At 67.2% G+C, this 17,294-nt stretch carries 11 protein-coding genes and 2 tRNA genes; 8 read left to right on the top strand and 5 right to left on the bottom strand.

The features are described 5' to 3' along the window. Positions 1–82: 82 nt before the first annotated feature. Positions 83–1,072 (bottom strand): selenide, water dikinase SelD, encoded by a 990-nt coding sequence (gene selD / locus ACZ50J_RS20265; RefSeq protein ID WP_464298960.1) that lies wholly within the window; start codon positions 1,070–1,072, stop codon positions 83–85. 156 nt (positions 1,073–1,228) lie between these two features. Between selD and ACZ50J_RS20260 the strand changes: the two genes are divergently transcribed. The 3 genes from ACZ50J_RS20260 to selB all read left to right on the top strand — a co-directional run bounded on the left by ACZ50J_RS20260 (position 1,229) and on the right by selB (position 4,537). After that, a tRNA-Sec gene (locus ACZ50J_RS20260) sits at positions 1,229–1,324 on the top strand. A 53-nt stretch (positions 1,325–1,377) separates the two neighbouring features. After that, the gene (selA, locus tag ACZ50J_RS20255; RefSeq protein ID WP_464298959.1) at positions 1,378–2,733 is read left to right on the top strand and encodes an L-seryl-tRNA(Sec) selenium transferase; all 1,356 of its coding nucleotides are present in this window, start codon (positions 1,378–1,380) and stop codon (positions 2,731–2,733) included. A 1-nt stretch (position 2,734) separates the two neighbouring features. Continuing rightward, on the top strand, positions 2,735–4,537 hold the full coding sequence (selB, locus tag ACZ50J_RS20250; protein WP_464298958.1) for a selenocysteine-specific translation elongation factor: 1,803 nt from the start codon (positions 2,735–2,737) through the stop codon (positions 4,535–4,537). 11 nt (positions 4,538–4,548) lie between these two features. On the opposite strand, the gene ACZ50J_RS20245 is transcribed toward selB, so the two are convergent. Further along, on the bottom strand, positions 4,549–6,006 hold the full coding sequence (locus ACZ50J_RS20245) for an MFS transporter (protein WP_464298957.1): 1,458 nt from the start codon (positions 6,004–6,006) through the stop codon (positions 4,549–4,551). 71 nt (positions 6,007–6,077) lie between these two features. Here ACZ50J_RS20245 and ACZ50J_RS20240 point away from each other — a divergent pair, with 71 nt between their 5' ends. Next, a complete protein-coding gene (locus ACZ50J_RS20240; protein WP_464298956.1) occupies positions 6,078–6,578 on the top strand; it encodes a MarR family winged helix-turn-helix transcriptional regulator in 501 nt (166 codons plus the stop codon). A 109-nt stretch (positions 6,579–6,687) separates the two neighbouring features. Further along, the gene (gene icmF / locus ACZ50J_RS20235; protein WP_464298955.1) at positions 6,688–9,918 is read left to right on the top strand and encodes a fused isobutyryl-CoA mutase/GTPase IcmF; all 3,231 of its coding nucleotides are present in this window, start codon (positions 6,688–6,690) and stop codon (positions 9,916–9,918) included. Here icmF and ACZ50J_RS20230 read toward each other — a convergent pair whose 3' ends face one another. After that, a complete protein-coding gene (locus tag ACZ50J_RS20230) occupies positions 9,919–10,617 on the bottom strand; it encodes a helical backbone metal receptor (RefSeq protein ID WP_464298954.1) in 699 nt (232 codons plus the stop codon). It lies immediately after the preceding gene. Between the two features lie 176 nt (positions 10,618–10,793). Between ACZ50J_RS20230 and ACZ50J_RS20225 the strand changes: the two genes are divergently transcribed. Both ACZ50J_RS20225 and ACZ50J_RS20220 read left to right on the top strand, forming a co-directional pair. Then, positions 10,794–12,497 carry an AMP-binding protein gene (locus ACZ50J_RS20225; RefSeq protein WP_464298953.1) on the top strand — a complete coding sequence of 568 codons (1,704 nt, stop codon included), beginning with the start codon at positions 10,794–10,796 and terminating at the stop codon, positions 12,495–12,497. A 316-nt stretch (positions 12,498–12,813) separates the two neighbouring features. After that, positions 12,814–13,017: a cold-shock protein gene (locus ACZ50J_RS20220; protein WP_325551828.1), complete on the top strand. Its 204-nt coding sequence runs from the start codon at positions 12,814–12,816 to the stop codon at positions 13,015–13,017. A gap of 228 nt (positions 13,018–13,245) precedes the next feature. Here the strand turns inward: ACZ50J_RS20220 and ACZ50J_RS20215 are convergent, their stop codons facing one another. Next, positions 13,246–15,156: a penicillin-binding transpeptidase domain-containing protein gene (locus ACZ50J_RS20215; RefSeq protein ID WP_464298952.1), complete on the bottom strand. Its 1,911-nt coding sequence runs from the start codon at positions 15,154–15,156 to the stop codon at positions 13,246–13,248. A gap of 69 nt (positions 15,157–15,225) precedes the next feature. After that, on the bottom strand, positions 15,226–16,869 hold the full coding sequence (locus ACZ50J_RS20210) for an LCP family protein (protein ID WP_464298951.1): 1,644 nt from the start codon (positions 16,867–16,869) through the stop codon (positions 15,226–15,228). A gap of 204 nt (positions 16,870–17,073) precedes the next feature. On the opposite strand from ACZ50J_RS20210, the gene ACZ50J_RS20205 reads away from it, so the two are divergent. After that, positions 17,074–17,164, top strand: a tRNA-Ser gene (locus ACZ50J_RS20205). Positions 17,165–17,294: the final 130 nt, after the last annotated feature.

The following is a 17,294-nucleotide window of genomic DNA, read 5'->3' as shown; positions in this document are numbered from 1 at the left end:
TCGAGGTTTGGGTACGGAAAGTCGGCGTCCGTGCGTGCCTAACCTTCGACGGTCGAGGTTTGAGCCCGGGACAGATCCGGATTCAGCGGATCTCGATGCCGGACTCGGCGACGGTGTGGCCGATGATCGGATATCCCGGCACCTCGCCGACCACCAGCAGACCACCCGACGTCTGGGCGTCGGCGAGGAACAGCAGGTCGTCCTCGCTGATCGACCCCGAAGAACGCAGGTGGGGACGCACCCACTCCAGGTTCCGTCGTGTGCCGCCGGAGATGTACCCCTCGGCGAGCGCATCCAAGGCACCATCGACGGCGGGGACGGCAGCCCGGTCGAGCACCGCGCCGATTCCCGATGCGCGGCACAGCTTGTGCAGATGCCCGAGCAGCCCGAAGCCTGTCACGTCCGTCGCAGCCGAAACACCGGCATTCAGAGCGTCATTCGCCGCAACGTCGTTGAGTGCAGTCATCGAGGCGATGGCCGCATCGAAAACCTCACCGGTCTGCTTGTGTCGGTTGTTCAGCAGCCCGACGCCGATCGGCTTGGTCAGCGTCAACGGCATACCGGCGACACCGGCATCGTTGCGCAGCAAGCGATTCGGATCGGCAACGCCGGTCACCGCCATACCGTATTTCGGTTCGGGGTCGTCGATCGTGTGCCCGCCGATGACCGGGCAACCCGCCTGCTTCCCGACGTCCAGGCCACCGCGCAGCACCTCGGTCATCAGCTCCATCGGAAGCACGTCCCGCGGCCAGCCCACCAGGTTGATCGCGACCACCGGCCGCCCGCCCATTGCGTAGATGTCGGACAGCGCGTTCGCGGCCGCGATACGTCCGAAGTCGTAGGGGTCGTCCACGACAGGCGTGAAGAAGTCCGCCGTCGAGAGCACGGCCAGGTCGTCCCGTACCCGGACTGCCGCCGCGTCGTCGCCGTCGTCCACGCCGACGAGAACATCCGGACCCGCCTGGCCGGTGAGGCCGCGCACGGCGTCCTCGAGCTCGCCCGCAGGGATCTTGCACGCACAGCCGCCGCCGTGTGCGTAGCCGGTCAGACGGATGGCGTCGATGCTGGTCACCTGATCGACCCTAACCCCGCTCCCAACCCACCGACACCCATGCCGAATGACGGCTTCCTCGGCGAGTGACGGTCGGAGCCCGCCGTCACTCGCCGAAGAAGCCGTCATTCGCGGGGTGAGGGCGGTGGGTGGAGGGGCGCGGGTAGGTTGGCCGGTGGAGGCGTCAGGGTTCCTGGTGGGCCCCCCGGTCTTCAAAACCGGTGAGGCCGAGCATCTCGGTCTGGCGGGTTCGATTCCCGTCCGTCTCCGCCAAACGTGAAGTCTCGAGAAAATGGGCGCAGACCAACCGCCGTCCGGAGGTGCCGATGTCGTCGCAGGACCCCCGCAGCCGCATTCCGCGCACGGACGTCCTCCTCGCGTCCCCGGCGGTGGACGCGGCGTCGTCCCGGCTCGGACCGGATGTCGTACGCCGACTGATCGGTGCAGCGCAGGACCGTGCCCGCCGCGGCGAGATCGCGCCGGAGCAGGTGGAGACCGAACTCGAGGCCTCGCTGCAGCAGGGGCGCACGACGCAACTGCGCCCGGTCCTGAATGCCACCGGCGTCGTCATACACACCAACCTCGGGCGTGCGCCGTTGTCCGGAGCGGCGATCGACGCGCTCGCATCCGCAGCGCAGTATGTCGATGTCGAACTCGACCTGGACTCGGGAGCCCGGTCGAAACGCGGTGTCGCCGCCCGTGCGGCCCTGCTGAGCGCGTGTCCCGCGGCAGAGGAAGCGCTCGTGGTCAACAACGGCGCTGCCGCGCTGGTGTTGGCAACCACCGCGCTCGCGCAAGGACGCGAGATCATCATCAGCAGAGGCGAACTCATCGAGATCGGCGCCGGCTTCCGGCTGCCCGACCTGATTGCGTCGACCGGCGCTCGGCTGCGTGAGGTCGGCACCACGAACCGCACACATCTCAAGGATTACGCGGACGCGATCGGGCCGGACACGGGCGTGCTCCTCAAGGTGCATCCGAGCAACTTCCGAGTCGACGGATTCACCTCGTCGGTGTCGGTTGCCGACCTGCATTCGCTCGGTGCCGAGCACAACATCCCGTTGGTCGTGGACCTGGGCAGCGGTCTCCTCGCCCCGGACCCGCTCGTGCCCGAGGAGCCCGACGCCCGCACCACGCTGACCGACGGCGCAGACGTGATCACCGCCAGCGGGGACAAGCTGCTCGGCGGCCCGCAGGCGGGAATCGTGTTGGGCCGCAAGGACATCGTCGACCGTATGGCGAAACACCCCTTGGCTCGCGCGGTCCGTGCGGACAAGCTCGTGCTCGCCGCGCTGGAGGCGACGCTGGCGGGGCCGGAGGCGCCCGTGACCACGGCCCTGCATGCGGACCCGGAGCGGCTCCGGCAGCGCGCAGCGGCGTTGGCGGCAACCGTCGGGGGAGAGGTTGTTCCTCACGACGGACGGGTCGGCGGAGGCGGAGCTCCGGGTGTACCCCTCGCGGGCTGGGCGGTCGCGCTGCCGGAGACTGTGGCTCGAGACCTGCGCGTCGGTGACCCCGCGATTCTGCCGCGGGTGCACGGCGGGCAATGTCTGGTCGACCTGCGCTGCGTGCCGGAATCCGACGACGACCGGGTGATCGCAGCAGTGCGTGTCGCACTTGGCCGACCACGGTTGGCCGAGGAGGTCGTGAGAGACGAGCGTCCGTCTCGAGGTCGCCACTGAGATGTATGTCGTCGCGACCGCCGGTCATGTCGATCACGGCAAGAGCACACTGATCCGCGCGCTGACCGGCATCGAGCCTGATCGCTGGGCCGAGGAGAAACGACGCGGCCTGACCATCGATCTTGGATTCGCTTGGACCACAACGGAATCCGGTGCAGAGATTGCGTTCGTCGACGTTCCCGGGCACGAACGTTTCCTCGGCAACATGCTCGCCGGGATCGGACCGGTGCCGGTGGTCTGCTTCGTCGTCGCCGCTGACGAGGGCTGGCAGGCGCAGTCGACCGAACACCGTGATGCCGTCCGCGCGCTCGGCATCGAACACGGCGTCGTGGTCATCACGCGCACCGACCTCGCCCCGGACGCGGTGCCGACCGTCACCGAGCAGGTGCGCCGCGAGCTGGCCGACACCGGACTGCACGACGCACCCGTTGTGCCCGCCTCCGCGCAGACAGGTGACGGCCTCCCCGAAGTGCTGCGTGCGCTGGACAGGGTGCTCGAAGGAACCCCGAAACCGATGCGTGACAGTCGATTCCGGCTCTGGATCGACCGAGCGTTCACCATCAAGGGCGCCGGCACGATAGTGACCGGAACACTTGCCGGCAGCTCGCTCGCCGTCGGAGATCGGTTGACGCTCCACCGCGCGGGCGAGCCGGTCGAGGTCACCGTGCGCGGGTTGCAGCAACACGGCGGAGCCGTCGACAGCGTGCGCCCGATCAGCCGGGTCGCCGTCAACCTGCGCGGGGTCGGGGTCGACGAGATCCACCGCGGTGACGCGTTGGCCGACCCCGACCTGTGGCAGCTCACCACCACCTTCGATGTACGACGGCAGAGCGGGCCGTCCTTGACCGAGCTGCCCGAGCATCTGGTTGCGCATCTCGGCACGCTCGCGGCACCGGCCCGGCTCCGGCCGTTCGACGACGAGACCGCCAGGGTGACGCTCGACCATGCGGTTCCGCTGACTCTCGGAGATCGGATGATCCTGCGGGACAGTGGATCTCGCGCCTTTTCCGGGGTGCGGGTGCTGGATGTCGAGCCTCCGGCGTTGCGGCGCCGTGGTGCCGGCCGGCGGCGCGCCGAGGAGCTCGCCGAACGGCCCGCAGACGGCGAGGTGCGGGCCGAGGTGACACGGCGACGAGCGGTCGCGCGTGAGCAGCTGGTCCGACTGGGGCTGCACGTTCCGGAGCTGCCGCCGTCGGGCGTGTCCGGGCATGGCGAATGGTGGATCGATGAGGCCGCGCTCGATGAATGGGCGGCGATGCTGCGGGACGCCGTCGAGAAGGACAGGGCACGAAACCCGTTGTCCGCCGGGCTTTCTCGCGGTGCTGCTGCCGCCGTGCTCGGACTGCCCGATGCATCGTTGCTCGAGCCCGTGGCCGGGCGTGCGGGTCTGTCGATCCGGGGCTCGGTGGTGGTGCCGGACGGGTCGACAGACGATCTCGGGCCGGCGGAGAGCGTCGTCGCGACCGTGGAGGCGCGGCTGCGCAGCGCGCCGTTCGACGCACCGGAAGCCCACGAGTTGGTCGATCTCGGACTCGGGCCGCGAGAGTTGGCGGCCGCGGCGCGCGTGGGTCGTCTCCTACGGCTGCGCGACGACATCATCCTGTTGCCGACGGCCCCTGCCCTGGCGATGCGTGAGTTGTCCCGATTGCCAGAGGTATTCACCACCAGCGAGGCTCGAAAGGCACTGAACACGACGCGCCGGGTCGCCATACCGCTGCTGGAGCACCTGGACGAGCGGGGCTGGACCAGACGCATCGACGCCGGACACCGCACCGTGGTGCGGTCCGGCGTCGACGACGACTGAGCTGAATCCCCTCAGGCCTCCGCCAGCGCGAGGTCGTCCGTCGCGGGTGCGGCGTCCTTCGGCCGACGTCCGGAGATCGTCAGCGCGATCGCGCCACCGACGAAGGCGGCGACGGCGCCCACCAGGAAACACAACTTGAACGCGTCCGCCGACGGTATGGCGGGAGTGCCGGGCTTGAGAGTGATGGTCTGGCTGGTGAGCAGGCTGGCCATGACCGCGCCGGCGACCGTCGTACCGATGGACCGCATGACCGTGTTGATGCCCACGCCGGAGCCGGCCTCCGCCTGCGGCACGTTCTCCAGGATGAGCGTGGGCATGGCGGCATACCCGATGCCGACGCCGGCACAGCTGATGCAGCTGGCGATCAGCAACTGCCATGGTGCATTCATCAGGAAGAGGGCCAACAGGTAGCCGATGCCGATGACCCCGGCGCCGATGGCGAGCGTGATGCGAGCGCCGACCGTCGTCATGAGGCGGCTGGAGACCGGCGCGAGGAACATCATCATCAGGCCGCCCGGCGCCATCCAGAGGCCGGCCTCCAGGATCGACTGGCCGAGTCCGTATCCGGTCGCCGACGGCATCTCGAGCAACTGCGGCAGCACGATGGACTGCGCCATCATCCCGAAGCCGATGAGGACCGCGGCCAGGTTGGTCAGCAGCACCGGCCGGCGCGCGGTGGTGCGCAGGTCGACGAGCGGCTCCTGCTGGCGCAATTCGTAGGCGCCCCAGAGCAACAGGACGACGACTCCGCCGAGGACGGTGGCGAGTGTGCGCCCGGACGCCCAGCCCCATTCGTTGCCCTTGGAGACCCCGACCAGGGTCGCGACCAGGCCGATCGCGAGGCCGATCGCACCGACGACGTCGATCGCCGCCGGGTTGCGGTCGGAGACGTTCGGGACCAGGAACGCGGTTGCGAACGCCATCAGTGCGGCGAGACCCGCGGACGCCCAGAACAGGACGTGCCAGTTGTAGTTCTGCGCGATCCACGCGGACAGCGGCAGGCCGATGGCGCCGCCGACGCCCATGGTCGCGCTCAACGTCGCGATCGCGGTCGAGGCCATCCGCGGCGGGACGACCTCGCGCACCATGCTGATCGCCACCGGGATGAATCCCATGGCGATGCCCTGCAGGAAACGTCCGCCGATCATCGGCCACACGCTGGTGGACAGCGCACAGACCACGGACCCGGCGACGAGGATGAGTGACGACCCGACGAGCACGCGTTGCTTGCCGACGATGTCGCCGAGGCGGCCGGCGACCGGCATGGCGACGGCACCGCCCAGCAGGGTCGCGGTGACGATCCAGGACGTGTCGCTCGCGGCCGCGTGCAGCAGTTGGGGGAGCTCGATCTGGATGGGCAGAACGAGGGTCTGCATCAGGGCCGCGGACAGGGCGCCGAAGCAGAGCACCGCGACGATCAGTTGTGGTTTGACCGCTGTCGGGGCTGGTGGTGTGTCAGCTGGAGTCATCATCGGATCCTCACGTTTCTCGGTATTTATGTATGTTGCATGCATACTGACGCGCATGTCAAACTTCGGGTATGACGACAGATGACGCGCCGGCCGCGGGCGACGTCGCCGGGGATCTCGCCGCCCTCGCCCGCGACGAGCAGCTCCCACCGGAGCGCCGCGCCGCCGCGATGTTCCACGCGTTCGATGTCGACCGCCGGGTGGTGGAAGCGGCGACGAGCCTCACTGCTGCCGAATTGCGTTTGCTGTGGCTGCTTTCCGACGGTCGGCCGCGCACGCAGCGGGACATCGCGACTGAGCTGAACCTCGAGCAGTCCACGGTCAACCGTCAGGTCAACGCCGCATTGCGGGCCGGGCATCTGGACCGCGATGGTGCCGAGGCCGGCCCGGCGATGTTGTCCGCGACCGCGAGTGGTCGGCAGCGTTACGAGGGCGACGTCGAGGCGTTGCTGGACATCATGGGCACCGCGCTGTCGGCGCTGGGTCCGGACCAACAACAGTTCCTGGAGTCGCTCGCGACCTTCGTCGTCGCCTACCGCGAGGCGCTCGCGACGGCGCGCCCGCCCCGCTAGCGCACCGACTCTCTCGGGAGGGGTGGTGGGCGGTGGTGCGACGATTGGACCCAATTACTTGGACATCCTACCATTGAGACGTATCTCGAGCCCGATGAGTGGAGACCCCATGTCCGAGGCACCCGCGCTGCACGTCCCGGTGAACCCGGTGCGCATCGTCACTGCGTCCAGCCTGTTCGACGGGCATGACGCGTCGATCAACATCATGCGCCGCATCATGCAGAGCCAGGGTGCGGAGGTGATCCACCTCGGACACAACCGCAGCGTCCAGGAGGTCGTCGACGCGGCCATCGAGGAGGACGCGCAGGGGATCGCGGTCAGTTCCTACCAGGGCGGGCACGTCGAGTACTTCGAATATCTCGTGCAACTGCTGCGCGACGCGGGTGCGGACCACATCAAGGTGGTCGGCGGCGGCGGTGGCGTCATCGTCCCCGAGGAGATCGACCGGCTGCGCGCGTCCGGTGTGACGATCTTCAGCCCGCAGGACGGACAGCGACTCGGCCTCGTCGGCATGATCAACCAGGTCATCAAGGACTGTGACTTCAACACCTACGAGCTCGCGAAGCCGGATGCGCACGCCGTCATCTCCGGTGACCGAACTGCGGTCGCGCGCACGATCAGTGGCGCTGAGCAGGGCGCGCTCGACCCGGCCTTGCTGGAAGAGCTTCGCGCCGCGGGCGCCGACCGTCATACGCCCGTCCTCGGCATCACCGGCACCGGTGGCTCCGGCAAGTCGAGCCTGACGGACGAGCTGGTCCGGCGGTTCCGGATGGACCAGCAGGACAAGCTGCGCGTCGCGTGCGTCGCCATCGACCCGACCCGCCGACGTGGCGGCGGTGCGCTGCTGGGCGACCGCATCCGGATGAATTCCCTTGACGGAGAACGCATCTACTTCCGCTCGCTGGCGACGCGCGGAGGCCGCGAGCTGCCCGAGGAGCTCACCGAGGTGCTCACGGCGCTGCGCGCGGCGGCATACGACCTGATCATCGTGGAGACACCCGGCATCGGCCAGGGTGACGCTGCCATCGTCGACTTCGCCGACGTGAACCTCTACGTCATGACGCCGGAGTTCGGTGCGCAGTCCCAGCTCGAGAAGATCGACATGCTCGACTTCGCCGACGTCGTCGCGATCAACAAGTTCGAGCGTCGCGGGGCGATGGACGCGCTGCGCGATGTCGGCCGCCAGATGGTCCGCAACCGTGAGGCGTTCGGCAAGAAGCCCGAGGACATGCCGGTGTTCGGCACCTCGGCCGCGACCTTCAACGATGACGGCGTGACGGCGCTCTACCAGGAGCTGACCGCCGAGCTCGGCCGGAAGGGCCTCGACCTGCCGCAGGGCGCGCTCGAGCCGGTCTCGGTGCGGCACTCGTCGGTGCTGCGCCAGGTCGTGCCGCCGCAGCGGGTCCGCTACCTCGCCGAGATCAGCGAGACGGTGCGCGGCTACCACGCCGACACGGCGAAGTATGCCGAGGCAGCACGCCGCGTCCAGCACCTGACAGCGGCACGGGATGCGTTGGCGGACAAGGCTCCCGAGGCGCTGAACGCGCTGATCGACGAGGCCGGCGAGCCCGTGCCGGGCGCCGTCACGCGACTCCTGACCGAGTGGCCGCAGGTCGTTGAGTCGTACAGCGGTGACGAGCAGGTGGTGACGATCCGGGACAAGGAGATCCACACGACGCTCGCACGAGAGTCGCTGTCCGGAAACAAGATCCGCCGTGTCGCCCTGCCTCGGTACCAGGACGACGGTGAGCTGCTTTCGTTCCTGCGCCGGGAGAACCTGCCGGGCTACTTCCCATACACCGCAGGCGTTTTCCCGTTCAAGCGGGACAACGAGGACCCTGCGCGGATGTTCGCGGGCGAGGGCGACCCGTTCCGGACCAACCGGCGCTTCAAGCTGCTGTCGGAGGGACAGCCGGCGACGCGGCTGTCGACCGCGTTCGACTCGGTGACGCTCTACGGTCGCGACCCCGACCTGCGGCCGGACATCTACGGAAAGGTCGGTACTTCAGGCGTTTCCGTCGCGACCCTGGACGACATGAAGGTGCTGTACGGCGGGTTCGACCTGACCGCGCCCAGCACCAGTGTCTCGATGACGATCAACGGACCGGCGCCGACGATCCTCGCCTTCTTCCTCAACACGGTGATCGACCAGGAGCTGGCGAAGTTCACCGACGAGCAGGGACGAGAGCCGAACGACGAGGAAGCGCAACAGATCCGAGCCCGTGCGCTGGCGACGGTCCGTGGCACGGTGCAGGCCGACATCCTCAAGGAGGACCAGGGCCAGAACACCTGCCTGTTCTCCACGGAGTTCTCGCTGCGGATGATGGCGGACATCCAGGAATGGTTCATCCAGAACGCCGTCCGGAACTTCTACTCCGTCTCGATCAGCGGTTACCACATCGCCGAGGCCGGCGCGAACCCGTTGAGCCAGTTGGCTTTCACGCTCGCCAACGGCTTCACCTACGTCGAGGCCTACCTGGCACGCGGCATGGACATCGACGACTTCGCACCCAACTTGTCGTTCTTCTTCTCCAACGGCATGGACCCGGAGTACTCCGTGATTGGCCGCGTCGCCCGCCGCATCTGGGCGGTCGCGATGCGGGACAAGTACGGCGCCAACGCCCGTAGCCAGAAGTTGAAGTACCACGTGCAGACCTCCGGCCGGTCGTTGCACGCCCAGGAGATGAACTTCAACGACATACGCACCACGCTGCAGGCGCTGATCGCGATCTATGACAACGCGAACTCGTTGCACACCAACGCTTTTGACGAAGCGGTCACGACGCCGTCGGAGGAGTCGGTGCGTCGCGCGCTCGCCATACAGCTGATCATCAATCGTGAGTGGGGGCTGGCGATGAACGAGAACCCGTTGCAGGGTTCGTTCATCATCGACGAGCTGACCGACCTGGTCGAGGAAGCCGTGCTGCTGGAGTTCGACCGCATCGCGGAGCGCGGCGGCGTGCTCGGCGCGATGGAGACCGGCTACCAGCGCGGCAAGATCCAGGACGAGTCGATGCTCTACGAGCACCGCAAGCACGACGGCTCGCTGCCGATCGTCGGCGTCAACACGTTCCGCAACCCGCACGAGGGTGAGACGCCGCAGAAGGTGGAACTGGCCCGCGCCTCCGAGCAGGAGAAGGAGTCACAGCTCACCCGTGTCCAGGAGTTCCAGCAGGAGCACCGGGACGAGGCACAGGCTGCGTTGGCGCGCCTGCGGGAGGCGGCGACCAAGGGAGAGAACGTCTTTGCCGTGCTGATGGATGCTGCTCGAGTCTGCTCGTTGGGGCAGGTCACCGAGGCGTTCTTCGAGGTGGGCGGGCAGTACCGCCGCAACGTCTGATCACTCGACCAGCGTCGCGGCCTCGATCATCGACGGGCCGTACCACGTGATCAGCCGACCGCTGATCAGCCGGGTCGGCGTGCGGAACGCCTCCGGACCGTCGTCGGCGGTGAAGACGTACGGCTCGTCCGGCAGGACTATGACGTCCGCTCCGTGCGCGTCCAAGTCGGCGAGCTCCACCTTCGGATAGCGGCCGTCGGCGTCGGCATACACATTCGCCATACCCAGGCGGCGCAACAGGTCTCCGGTGAACGTCCGTGAGCCGACGACCATCCAGGGGTCGCGCCAGATCGGCACCGCGACGCGGGTATGCACCGGCGGCACGGCACCCGACCACAGGCGACGCGCTTCCTCCAGCCAGGCCGGCCGCTCCCAGCTCATGACGTCGTCGAAGAGTTCGTCGTATGCCGCGAAAGCACCTGGCACCGTTTCGATCTCGCTGACCCAGACGTTGACTCCGGAGTCCCGCAGCCGGCGTACGTCGAGCTCGCGGTTCTCCTCCTTGTTGGCGACCACCACGTCGGGCCGCAACGAGCGGATCGTGTCCAGGTTCGGGTTCTTCGTCCCGCGAACCCGCGTCACGTCGAGGTCGGCCGGGTGGGTGCACCAGTCCGTCGCGCCGACCAATGCCTCCGGACGACTGGCCGCCAGAGCCTCGGTGATCGACGGCACGAGAGACACGACACGGCGAGCGGGCATCGTGAAATCCTTTCATCCGTGGCCTCGACCCGCACCATCTTGCCGAGTGACGGCTTCCTCGCCGAGTGACGGTCGGATCCCGCCGTCACTCGGCGAAGAAGCCGTCACTCGCGGAGATCAGGGCAACCGGGGTGAGGCACGAGCGCGCGCCGGAGCTCAGTGCCATGATGACGAACATGGACGCGACCACGGCATACCGGGCGACACGGGACTTCCTGCTGCGGCACTCCGATGACTACGACCGAGCCGTCGCCGAGTTCCGCTGGCCGGAGCTCGGCGAGCGATTCAACTGGGCCGTCGACTGGTTCGACGCGATCGCGGCGGGCAACGACCGCCCCGCGCTGGTGATCGTCGAGCAGGACGGTTCTCGCACGAGCCGCAGCTTCCAGGACATGTCCCGACGCTCCGATCAGGTCGCGAACTGGCTGGCCGGATTGGGCATCGGCAAGGGCGACGCCGTGATCCTGATGCTCAACAATCAGGTCGAGCTCTGGGAGACGATGCTCGGCGTCATGAAGTTGGGCGCCGTCATCGTCCCGACGACGACCGCGGCGGGACCGAGCGACCTGATCGACCGCCTCGAGCGGACCGCTGCGAAGGCGGTGCTGTGCAACGCAGCTGACGTGGGCAAGTTCGCCGAGGTGCCGGGTGACTACCTGCGACTGAGTGTCGGTGCGGCCGAGGGCTGGCGGCAGTTCGACGACGCGTTCCGGGCCGAGTGGCGCGCCGTCCCGCATCCGGGCACGGCGCCGCAGGACCGCCTGCTGCTCTACTTCACCTCGGGCACGACGTCCAAGCCGAAACTGGTCGAGCACACGCAGGTCTCCTACCCGGTCGGCCACCTGTCGACCATGTACTGGATCGGCCTGCGGCCGGGCGATGTTCACCTCAACGTGTCCTCGCCGGGTTGGGCCAAGCACGCCTGGTCCAACTTCTTCGCGCCGTGGATCGCGGAGGCAACGATCTTCATCTACAACTACTCCCGCTTCGACGCGCCCGCTCTGCTGGAGCAACTGCGCACCGAGGGGGTGACCAGCTTCTGCGCGCCTCCGACCGTATGGCGCATGCTGATCAACGCCGATCTCGGTGCCAAGCCGAATGCCCTGCGTGAGGTGGTCGGGGCCGGAGAACCGTTGAATCCAGAGGTGATTCGGCAGATCGAGAAGTCCTGGGGCGTGACGATCCGGGACGGTTATGGCCAGACCGAGACCAGCGTGCAGATCGCGAACACTCCCGGGTCGACGGTGAAGCCGGGCTCGATGGGCCGCCCGCTGCCGGGTGTGCCGTCCGGACTCGCCGACCCCGTCACCGGTGAGCTGCTGCCGCCCGACGCGGACGAGGGCGAGATCTGCCTCGACCTGAGCCGGCACCCGGTCGGGCTGATGACCGGCTACCAGGCCGACCCGGAACGCAACGCCGCCGTCATGGCGCACGGCGTCTATCACACCGGCGACGTCGCCTCCCGTGACGGCGACGGCTACTACACCTACATCGGTCGGACCGACGACGTGTTCAAGGCGTCCGACTACAAGATCAGCCCGTTCGAGCTGGAGTCCGTGCTGATCGAGCACCCGGCCGTGGCTGAGGCCGCGATCGTGCCCGCGCCGGATCCGGTGCGGTTGGCCGTGCCGAAGGCCTATGTCGCTCTCGCGCCCGGACATGAACCGACCGAGCAGACCGCGTTCGAGATCCTGAAGTTCGCGCGCGAGCACCTCGCGCCATACCAACGGGTGCGGCGAGTGGAGTTCTACGAGTTGCCCAAGACGATCTCCGGCAAGATCCGCCGCGTGGAATTGCGGGGTCGGGAGGAGCAGATCGCCGGTGACCGGTCGGTGCCCGAATGGCGCGACGACGACTTCCCGGAGCTGAAAGGCTCCTGACCCGAGTCGCATCGGACGGACGCTGGGAGCCTGCCGGCATACGGCGAAACCATCCGTCCGAACCGGCCGGGAACGCCGCCGTTCATCCGGTGAGATCGGTCAGCTGTCGGACACCTGCCGTGCACCTTCCGCGTGCTACGGTCATTGCTCGACTGCAGTTGCAGTTCCTCGTTGGTGCGGCGCCCGACTTCGTGTGTTGGGCGCTGAGTTTGTGAGCGGACGGTTCACCCATTGGGGGGATGCCTCGGCGGTCTTGTGGCCTCGTAAAGTGCGTGGTCACGCGCAACGAAGAACAATAGATTGAGAGTTACCCCCAATGGCACAGGGAACCGTCAAGTGGTTCAACGCTGAAAAGGGCTTTGGCTTCATCGCCCAGGATGGCGGCGGCCCGGACGTCTTCGTCCACTTCACCGCGATCCAGTCTCAGGGTTACCGCAGCCTCGAAGAGGCACAGCGCGTCGAGTTCGAGATCACCCAGGGTGACAAGGGCCCGCAGGCGGCCAACGTCAACCCGGTCTGATCGACGACCGAGGTAGCACCCCAGATTTAGCACGATCCATGGCCGGGCACTGAGTCCGACCAGCAGAACGCCCCGGCAGCGCAGCAGCGCCGCCGGGGCGTTCTGTGTTGGCCCGGTCCGATCTCGACCCTGGGGAGAGTTGGGTACAGCAAGGAGCCTGGGACTGGTCCGAGCTTGACCCTGGGGAGACTTGGGTACGGCGTCACGGCACCAGGCCGTCAGCGAAAGTCAGCTGTTGGCAAGGGTGGTGAGGAATTTCGCGGCGACGGGTGCGGCGGTGTCGCCACCGCTCTTGCCCTTGGGCACGTCCTCGACCAGCACGCAGAACGCCGTGTCGCCCTGCCAGCCGGTCAGCCAGCCGTTGACGCCCGTCTTGCCACCCTCGGCCCACTCCGACGTGCCGGTCTTGGCGTAGACCGGGCCACCCGGCACTTTCTTGACGGCCGTGGCCGTCCCGTGGGTGACCGTGTTGCGCATCAGCGACTTGAGCTCCCGAACTGCGTTCTTGTCCAACGGTTTTGGAGTCCGCGACCCCTTCGGTGCCGGCGAGGTGACCAGCGCCGGCGGGATCATCGACCCGCGTGCCACCGAACCTGCCATCACCGCGATGGACAACGGTGAGCCCTGCACGCGACCTTGTCCGAAGACCGAAACCGCTTTGTCCGTAGGGCCGTTCGCGGTCGGAACGTTGCCGGCGAAAGCACCGTCGACCCCGACCTGTTTGCTCCAGTCGACGCCGAAACCGAGCGTATTGGCGGCCTGCTGCAACTCGGTGTCGCTGAAGTCGGACGAGGCCTTCACGAACGCGGTGTTGCACGACTTGGCGAAGTCCTCGGTGAACTTCGGGCGCCCGGCCGTCTCGCCCTCGAAGTTGCCGATGCGGTAGCCGTTGACGAACACGGACTTCGGGCATGGCACGACCTTGTTCGGATCGAAACCATGCGTCAGCAGTGCGTAGGTCGTCGCGATCTTCATCTGTGAACCCGGTGCGTAGCGACCGGAGATCGCCCGGTTGATGCCGTATGACGGTGAGTTGGCCACCGCGCTCACATTGCCGGTCTTGACGTTGATCGCCACGATCGCGGCGGGCTTGTTCTTCTGCGACTCCAGCGCCTTCTCCGCGGCGTTCTGGACACGCGGGTCCAGCGTGACCGAGATGTTGGTGCCGTTCTTGGCCTTGCTGCCGAACAGCACTTGGGAGGTGTTGGACCGTGGCGTGATGGTGAAGCCGGGGGTGGACCGCAGCGTCGCGTCATACTGCGCCTGGAGGCCGGACAAGCCGGCGACCTGTCCCTCACGGTAGGTGTTCGGGTGTTTCTTGATCATGTCGGCGGTGACCGGACCGACTCCGCCGAGCAGCGGCTGTGCGAATGTCCGGGTGGCCGCCAACGGCTGCTTGCGACTCGTGACCACGACGCCGGCCAGACCCTGAACACTGTTCTGATAAATGATGTAGTCGTCCTGCCGGTAGGTGATCACCGGGATCAGCGCCTGCGAATGTGCCTTCTTCGCCGCGTGCAGCTTGTCGACCAGACCGGTGATGTTCAGGACGTTCTGGAGTTGTCCGATCGAGGCGTCGGTGCCCTTGGTCGGGTCGATCGAGATGTCGTAGACCTTCTGGTTGATCATGATGCCGCTGTCGTCGGCACCCCTGATCTCTCCTCGCAGGCCGTTGTCCTGATGCACCACGAACGCGTCGGATGCCTGCAGCTTCGGGTGCCAGAGGGACGTGGAAGAGTCGACCTTGACGCCCCACACCTGACCCTGTTTGGCCAGGTCGATCGGGTCGTCCCAGCTGAAGGTGCGCTTGTTGGCGAGCGTCCACGCCACGTGCAGCGTCGCCGTCGCGGTGTCGCCGTCGCGGTTGAACTTCGCGACGTCGACCGTGATCGGCCCCTTGCCCAGGGCCGCCGTCGCCGTCGCGAAGTTGGCCGCGGCGCCCTCACCGCTCGTGCCGATGTATGACGCCGCTCCGAGCTGACGGGTCGACCAGTCGTGCGCGAACTCGGTCGCCGCCGATTTGGCTGCAGAGTCCTGCTTGTTCACGCTGTCGGTCTGCTGCCAGTACATGTAGCCGCCGACGCCGCCCGCGACGATCAGGGCTCCCGCCGTGACTCCCAACACAGTCCGTGAACTCATGGCAACATCCAACCCCATCGCGCTGACGCGGCAGTGGGGCGGGAGTTGCTCACGGAGTCGCTCGGCTGCTCAGCAGGAGTCGGCAGTGCTGCTGAACGCGCTCTCGGTGGTCGACGACGGCGTGGCCGGCGTACTGGACGCGGTGGTGCTGCGGGCGGCCTTCTTGCTCTTGTTCGGCGTTGCGGCCTTCTTGTTGTGCCCGGCCTTGAGCGCCGCCTGGATCCGTGCGTGGATCTTCGTGTAGTCCGGGTCCCAGTTGCTCTTCGGGTCCGAGATGTCGACGGTCCGCATGTTGCCGCCCTTCATCTTCTGCGCGAGTGTCGCCCAGGCCGGCAGATCGTCCTGCTTGATGTCGATCCGGATGTTGTCGGATGCGACCTGCATGATCGACGGGAACTTCTGGACCATCTGGAACGGATTGACCTGCGAAATCAGATCGTTGATCATGCAGCGCTGCCGGCGCATGCGGTTGTCGTCACCGCTGGCGGATCCGACCCGGCTGCGCGAGTACCACAGCGCGTCATGGCCGTTGAGCTTCTGATAGCCGGGCTTGATCCATCCGGTGATGGAACCGGGCTTGATCGCACCGTTCTCGATCTCACCACCGATCGGGATGCCCTTGCTGGGGTCGAACGTCGAGCCCGGGTCGGCCTTGACGTTGACGTAGACGCCGCCCATGGCGTTGACCAGCTGCTCGAAGCCGGCCATGTCGATGGTGGCCGTGTAGTCGATGCCGAGGCCGGTGATGCCGGTGACGGCGTCCTTGGTGGCGGTGAGACCGGGGTTGGGGTCGTCCTTGGGGAACAGGTCCTTGTGGTCGTTGCCGAGCAGCCAGACACCCTCCATCAGGCCGGCCGCGTTGTCGGTCTCACCGGGCAGCTTCGTGTAGCCGTCGGGGTAGAGCTTGTGCAGCGGGTCGCTCGCGGGGAACGGGGCGTGACCCATGTTCCGCGGCACGCTCACCAGCACGGTGTCGCCGGTCTTCGTGTCGATGCTGGCGACGATCAGCGAGTCGGGTCGCTGATTGATGCGGTCGGCTCCCGCGTCGGAACCGAACAGCAGGATGTTGACCCGAGGCGTGTCCTTCCACGGGTCGCTGCCGCTGCCGGGGGTGGCGGCGTTGGTGTTGGTGGTGTAGCGGTCGTGGAAGATGTTGTTGAACGCGTTGCGGGTGATCCACACGTCATGCGCGGCATACGCAGCGGGTGCGGCGACCACGAGGCACATCACGGTCGCGAAGATCCGGTGCATCCAGCGCGTCTGGTCCGGCCAGCGTCGACCGCTGGTCGTCAGGGCGGTCAGCACGATGCCGGCGATCCAGAGGAGTCCGCCGCCGATCGTGCAGAAGAGCAGCAGCACCAGGCCCTTCTTGGTGAGCAGCTGTGCCGTGCCGTGGATCAGCCCACCGCTGGACACGATGATGCCCAGGCAGATCGCCCCGATCACCGTGACGCCGATCATGGCGTAGCCGATCATCCGGCGCTTGGTCCACAGCAGGCCGAGCCCGGGCAGCAGCACGGACAGTGCGGTCAGGCCGAGAGCACGGCGTACGTCGCGAGCCCGGGCGATGCGGAGATCCGCACGTGAGCCGGCTGCCGGGCGTGCCGCGGCCTGACGTCGGACGAGCTCTCGCCGGGTGGCGATGATGGTCTCGTCCGGGTCATGGTCCGGTACATGGCGTCGTCCACCGACGCCCCCGACGTTGCCCGTCATTCGCCTGCCTTCACCTGGAGTTCGTTATCGTTCCGTGATCATTGTCGATGAACGAGTGTGACCGACGGATCGTGCCGATCACAAATCAAGCCCCGTCACAGTAGACGCCGTACCTTTGTCCTCGGTTGCCGGTCGGGCCACCCCGTTTTGAACGGGGACTGCCTCTTGGGTAGCCTTGCCACGCTTCACCACGAGTGAGGCACTGGAGGCGTCGCCTAGTCTGGTCTATGGCGCCCGCCTGCTAAGCGGGTTTGGGGATAAAACCCCATCGAGGGTTCAAATCCCTCCGCCTCCGCACATCGAAGAAGGATCCCGACATGCTTTTCGTCGGGGTCCTTCTTCGATTATTGGGCACGGGGGATTTGGGAGGAGCGCTCGATCCCGCGAGGGACGAGCGGGCTCGAGCGCGACGGTTCCCTCCGCCT

The sequence above is a fragment of the Flexivirga sp. G2 genome (assembly GCF_055397625.1).
This window is presented reverse-complemented; position numbering and strand designations above follow the sequence as displayed.

Coding starts and splice junctions, on each gene's coding strand:
- selA (WP_464298959.1), top strand. CDS start 1,378: ATGTCGTCGCAGGACCCCCGCAGCCGCATTCCGCGCACGGACGTCCTC.
- selB (WP_464298958.1), top strand. CDS start 2,735: ATGTATGTCGTCGCGACCGCCGGTCATGTCGATCACGGCAAGAGCACA.
- ACZ50J_RS20245 (WP_464298957.1), bottom strand. CDS start 6,006: ATGACTCCAGCTGACACACCACCAGCCCCGACAGCGGTCAAACCACAA.
- ACZ50J_RS20240 (WP_464298956.1), top strand. CDS start 6,078: ATGACGACAGATGACGCGCCGGCCGCGGGCGACGTCGCCGGGGATCTC.
- icmF (WP_464298955.1), top strand. CDS start 6,688: ATGTCCGAGGCACCCGCGCTGCACGTCCCGGTGAACCCGGTGCGCATC.
- ACZ50J_RS20230 (WP_464298954.1), bottom strand. CDS start 10,617: ATGCCCGCTCGCCGTGTCGTGTCTCTCGTGCCGTCGATCACCGAGGCT.
- ACZ50J_RS20225 (WP_464298953.1), top strand. CDS start 10,794: ATGGACGCGACCACGGCATACCGGGCGACACGGGACTTCCTGCTGCGG.
- ACZ50J_RS20220 (WP_325551828.1), top strand. CDS start 12,814: ATGGCACAGGGAACCGTCAAGTGGTTCAACGCTGAAAAGGGCTTTGGC.
- ACZ50J_RS20215 (WP_464298952.1), bottom strand. CDS start 15,156: ATGAGTTCACGGACTGTGTTGGGAGTCACGGCGGGAGCCCTGATCGTC.
- ACZ50J_RS20210 (WP_464298951.1), bottom strand. CDS start 16,869: ATGACGGGCAACGTCGGGGGCGTCGGTGGACGACGCCATGTACCGGAC.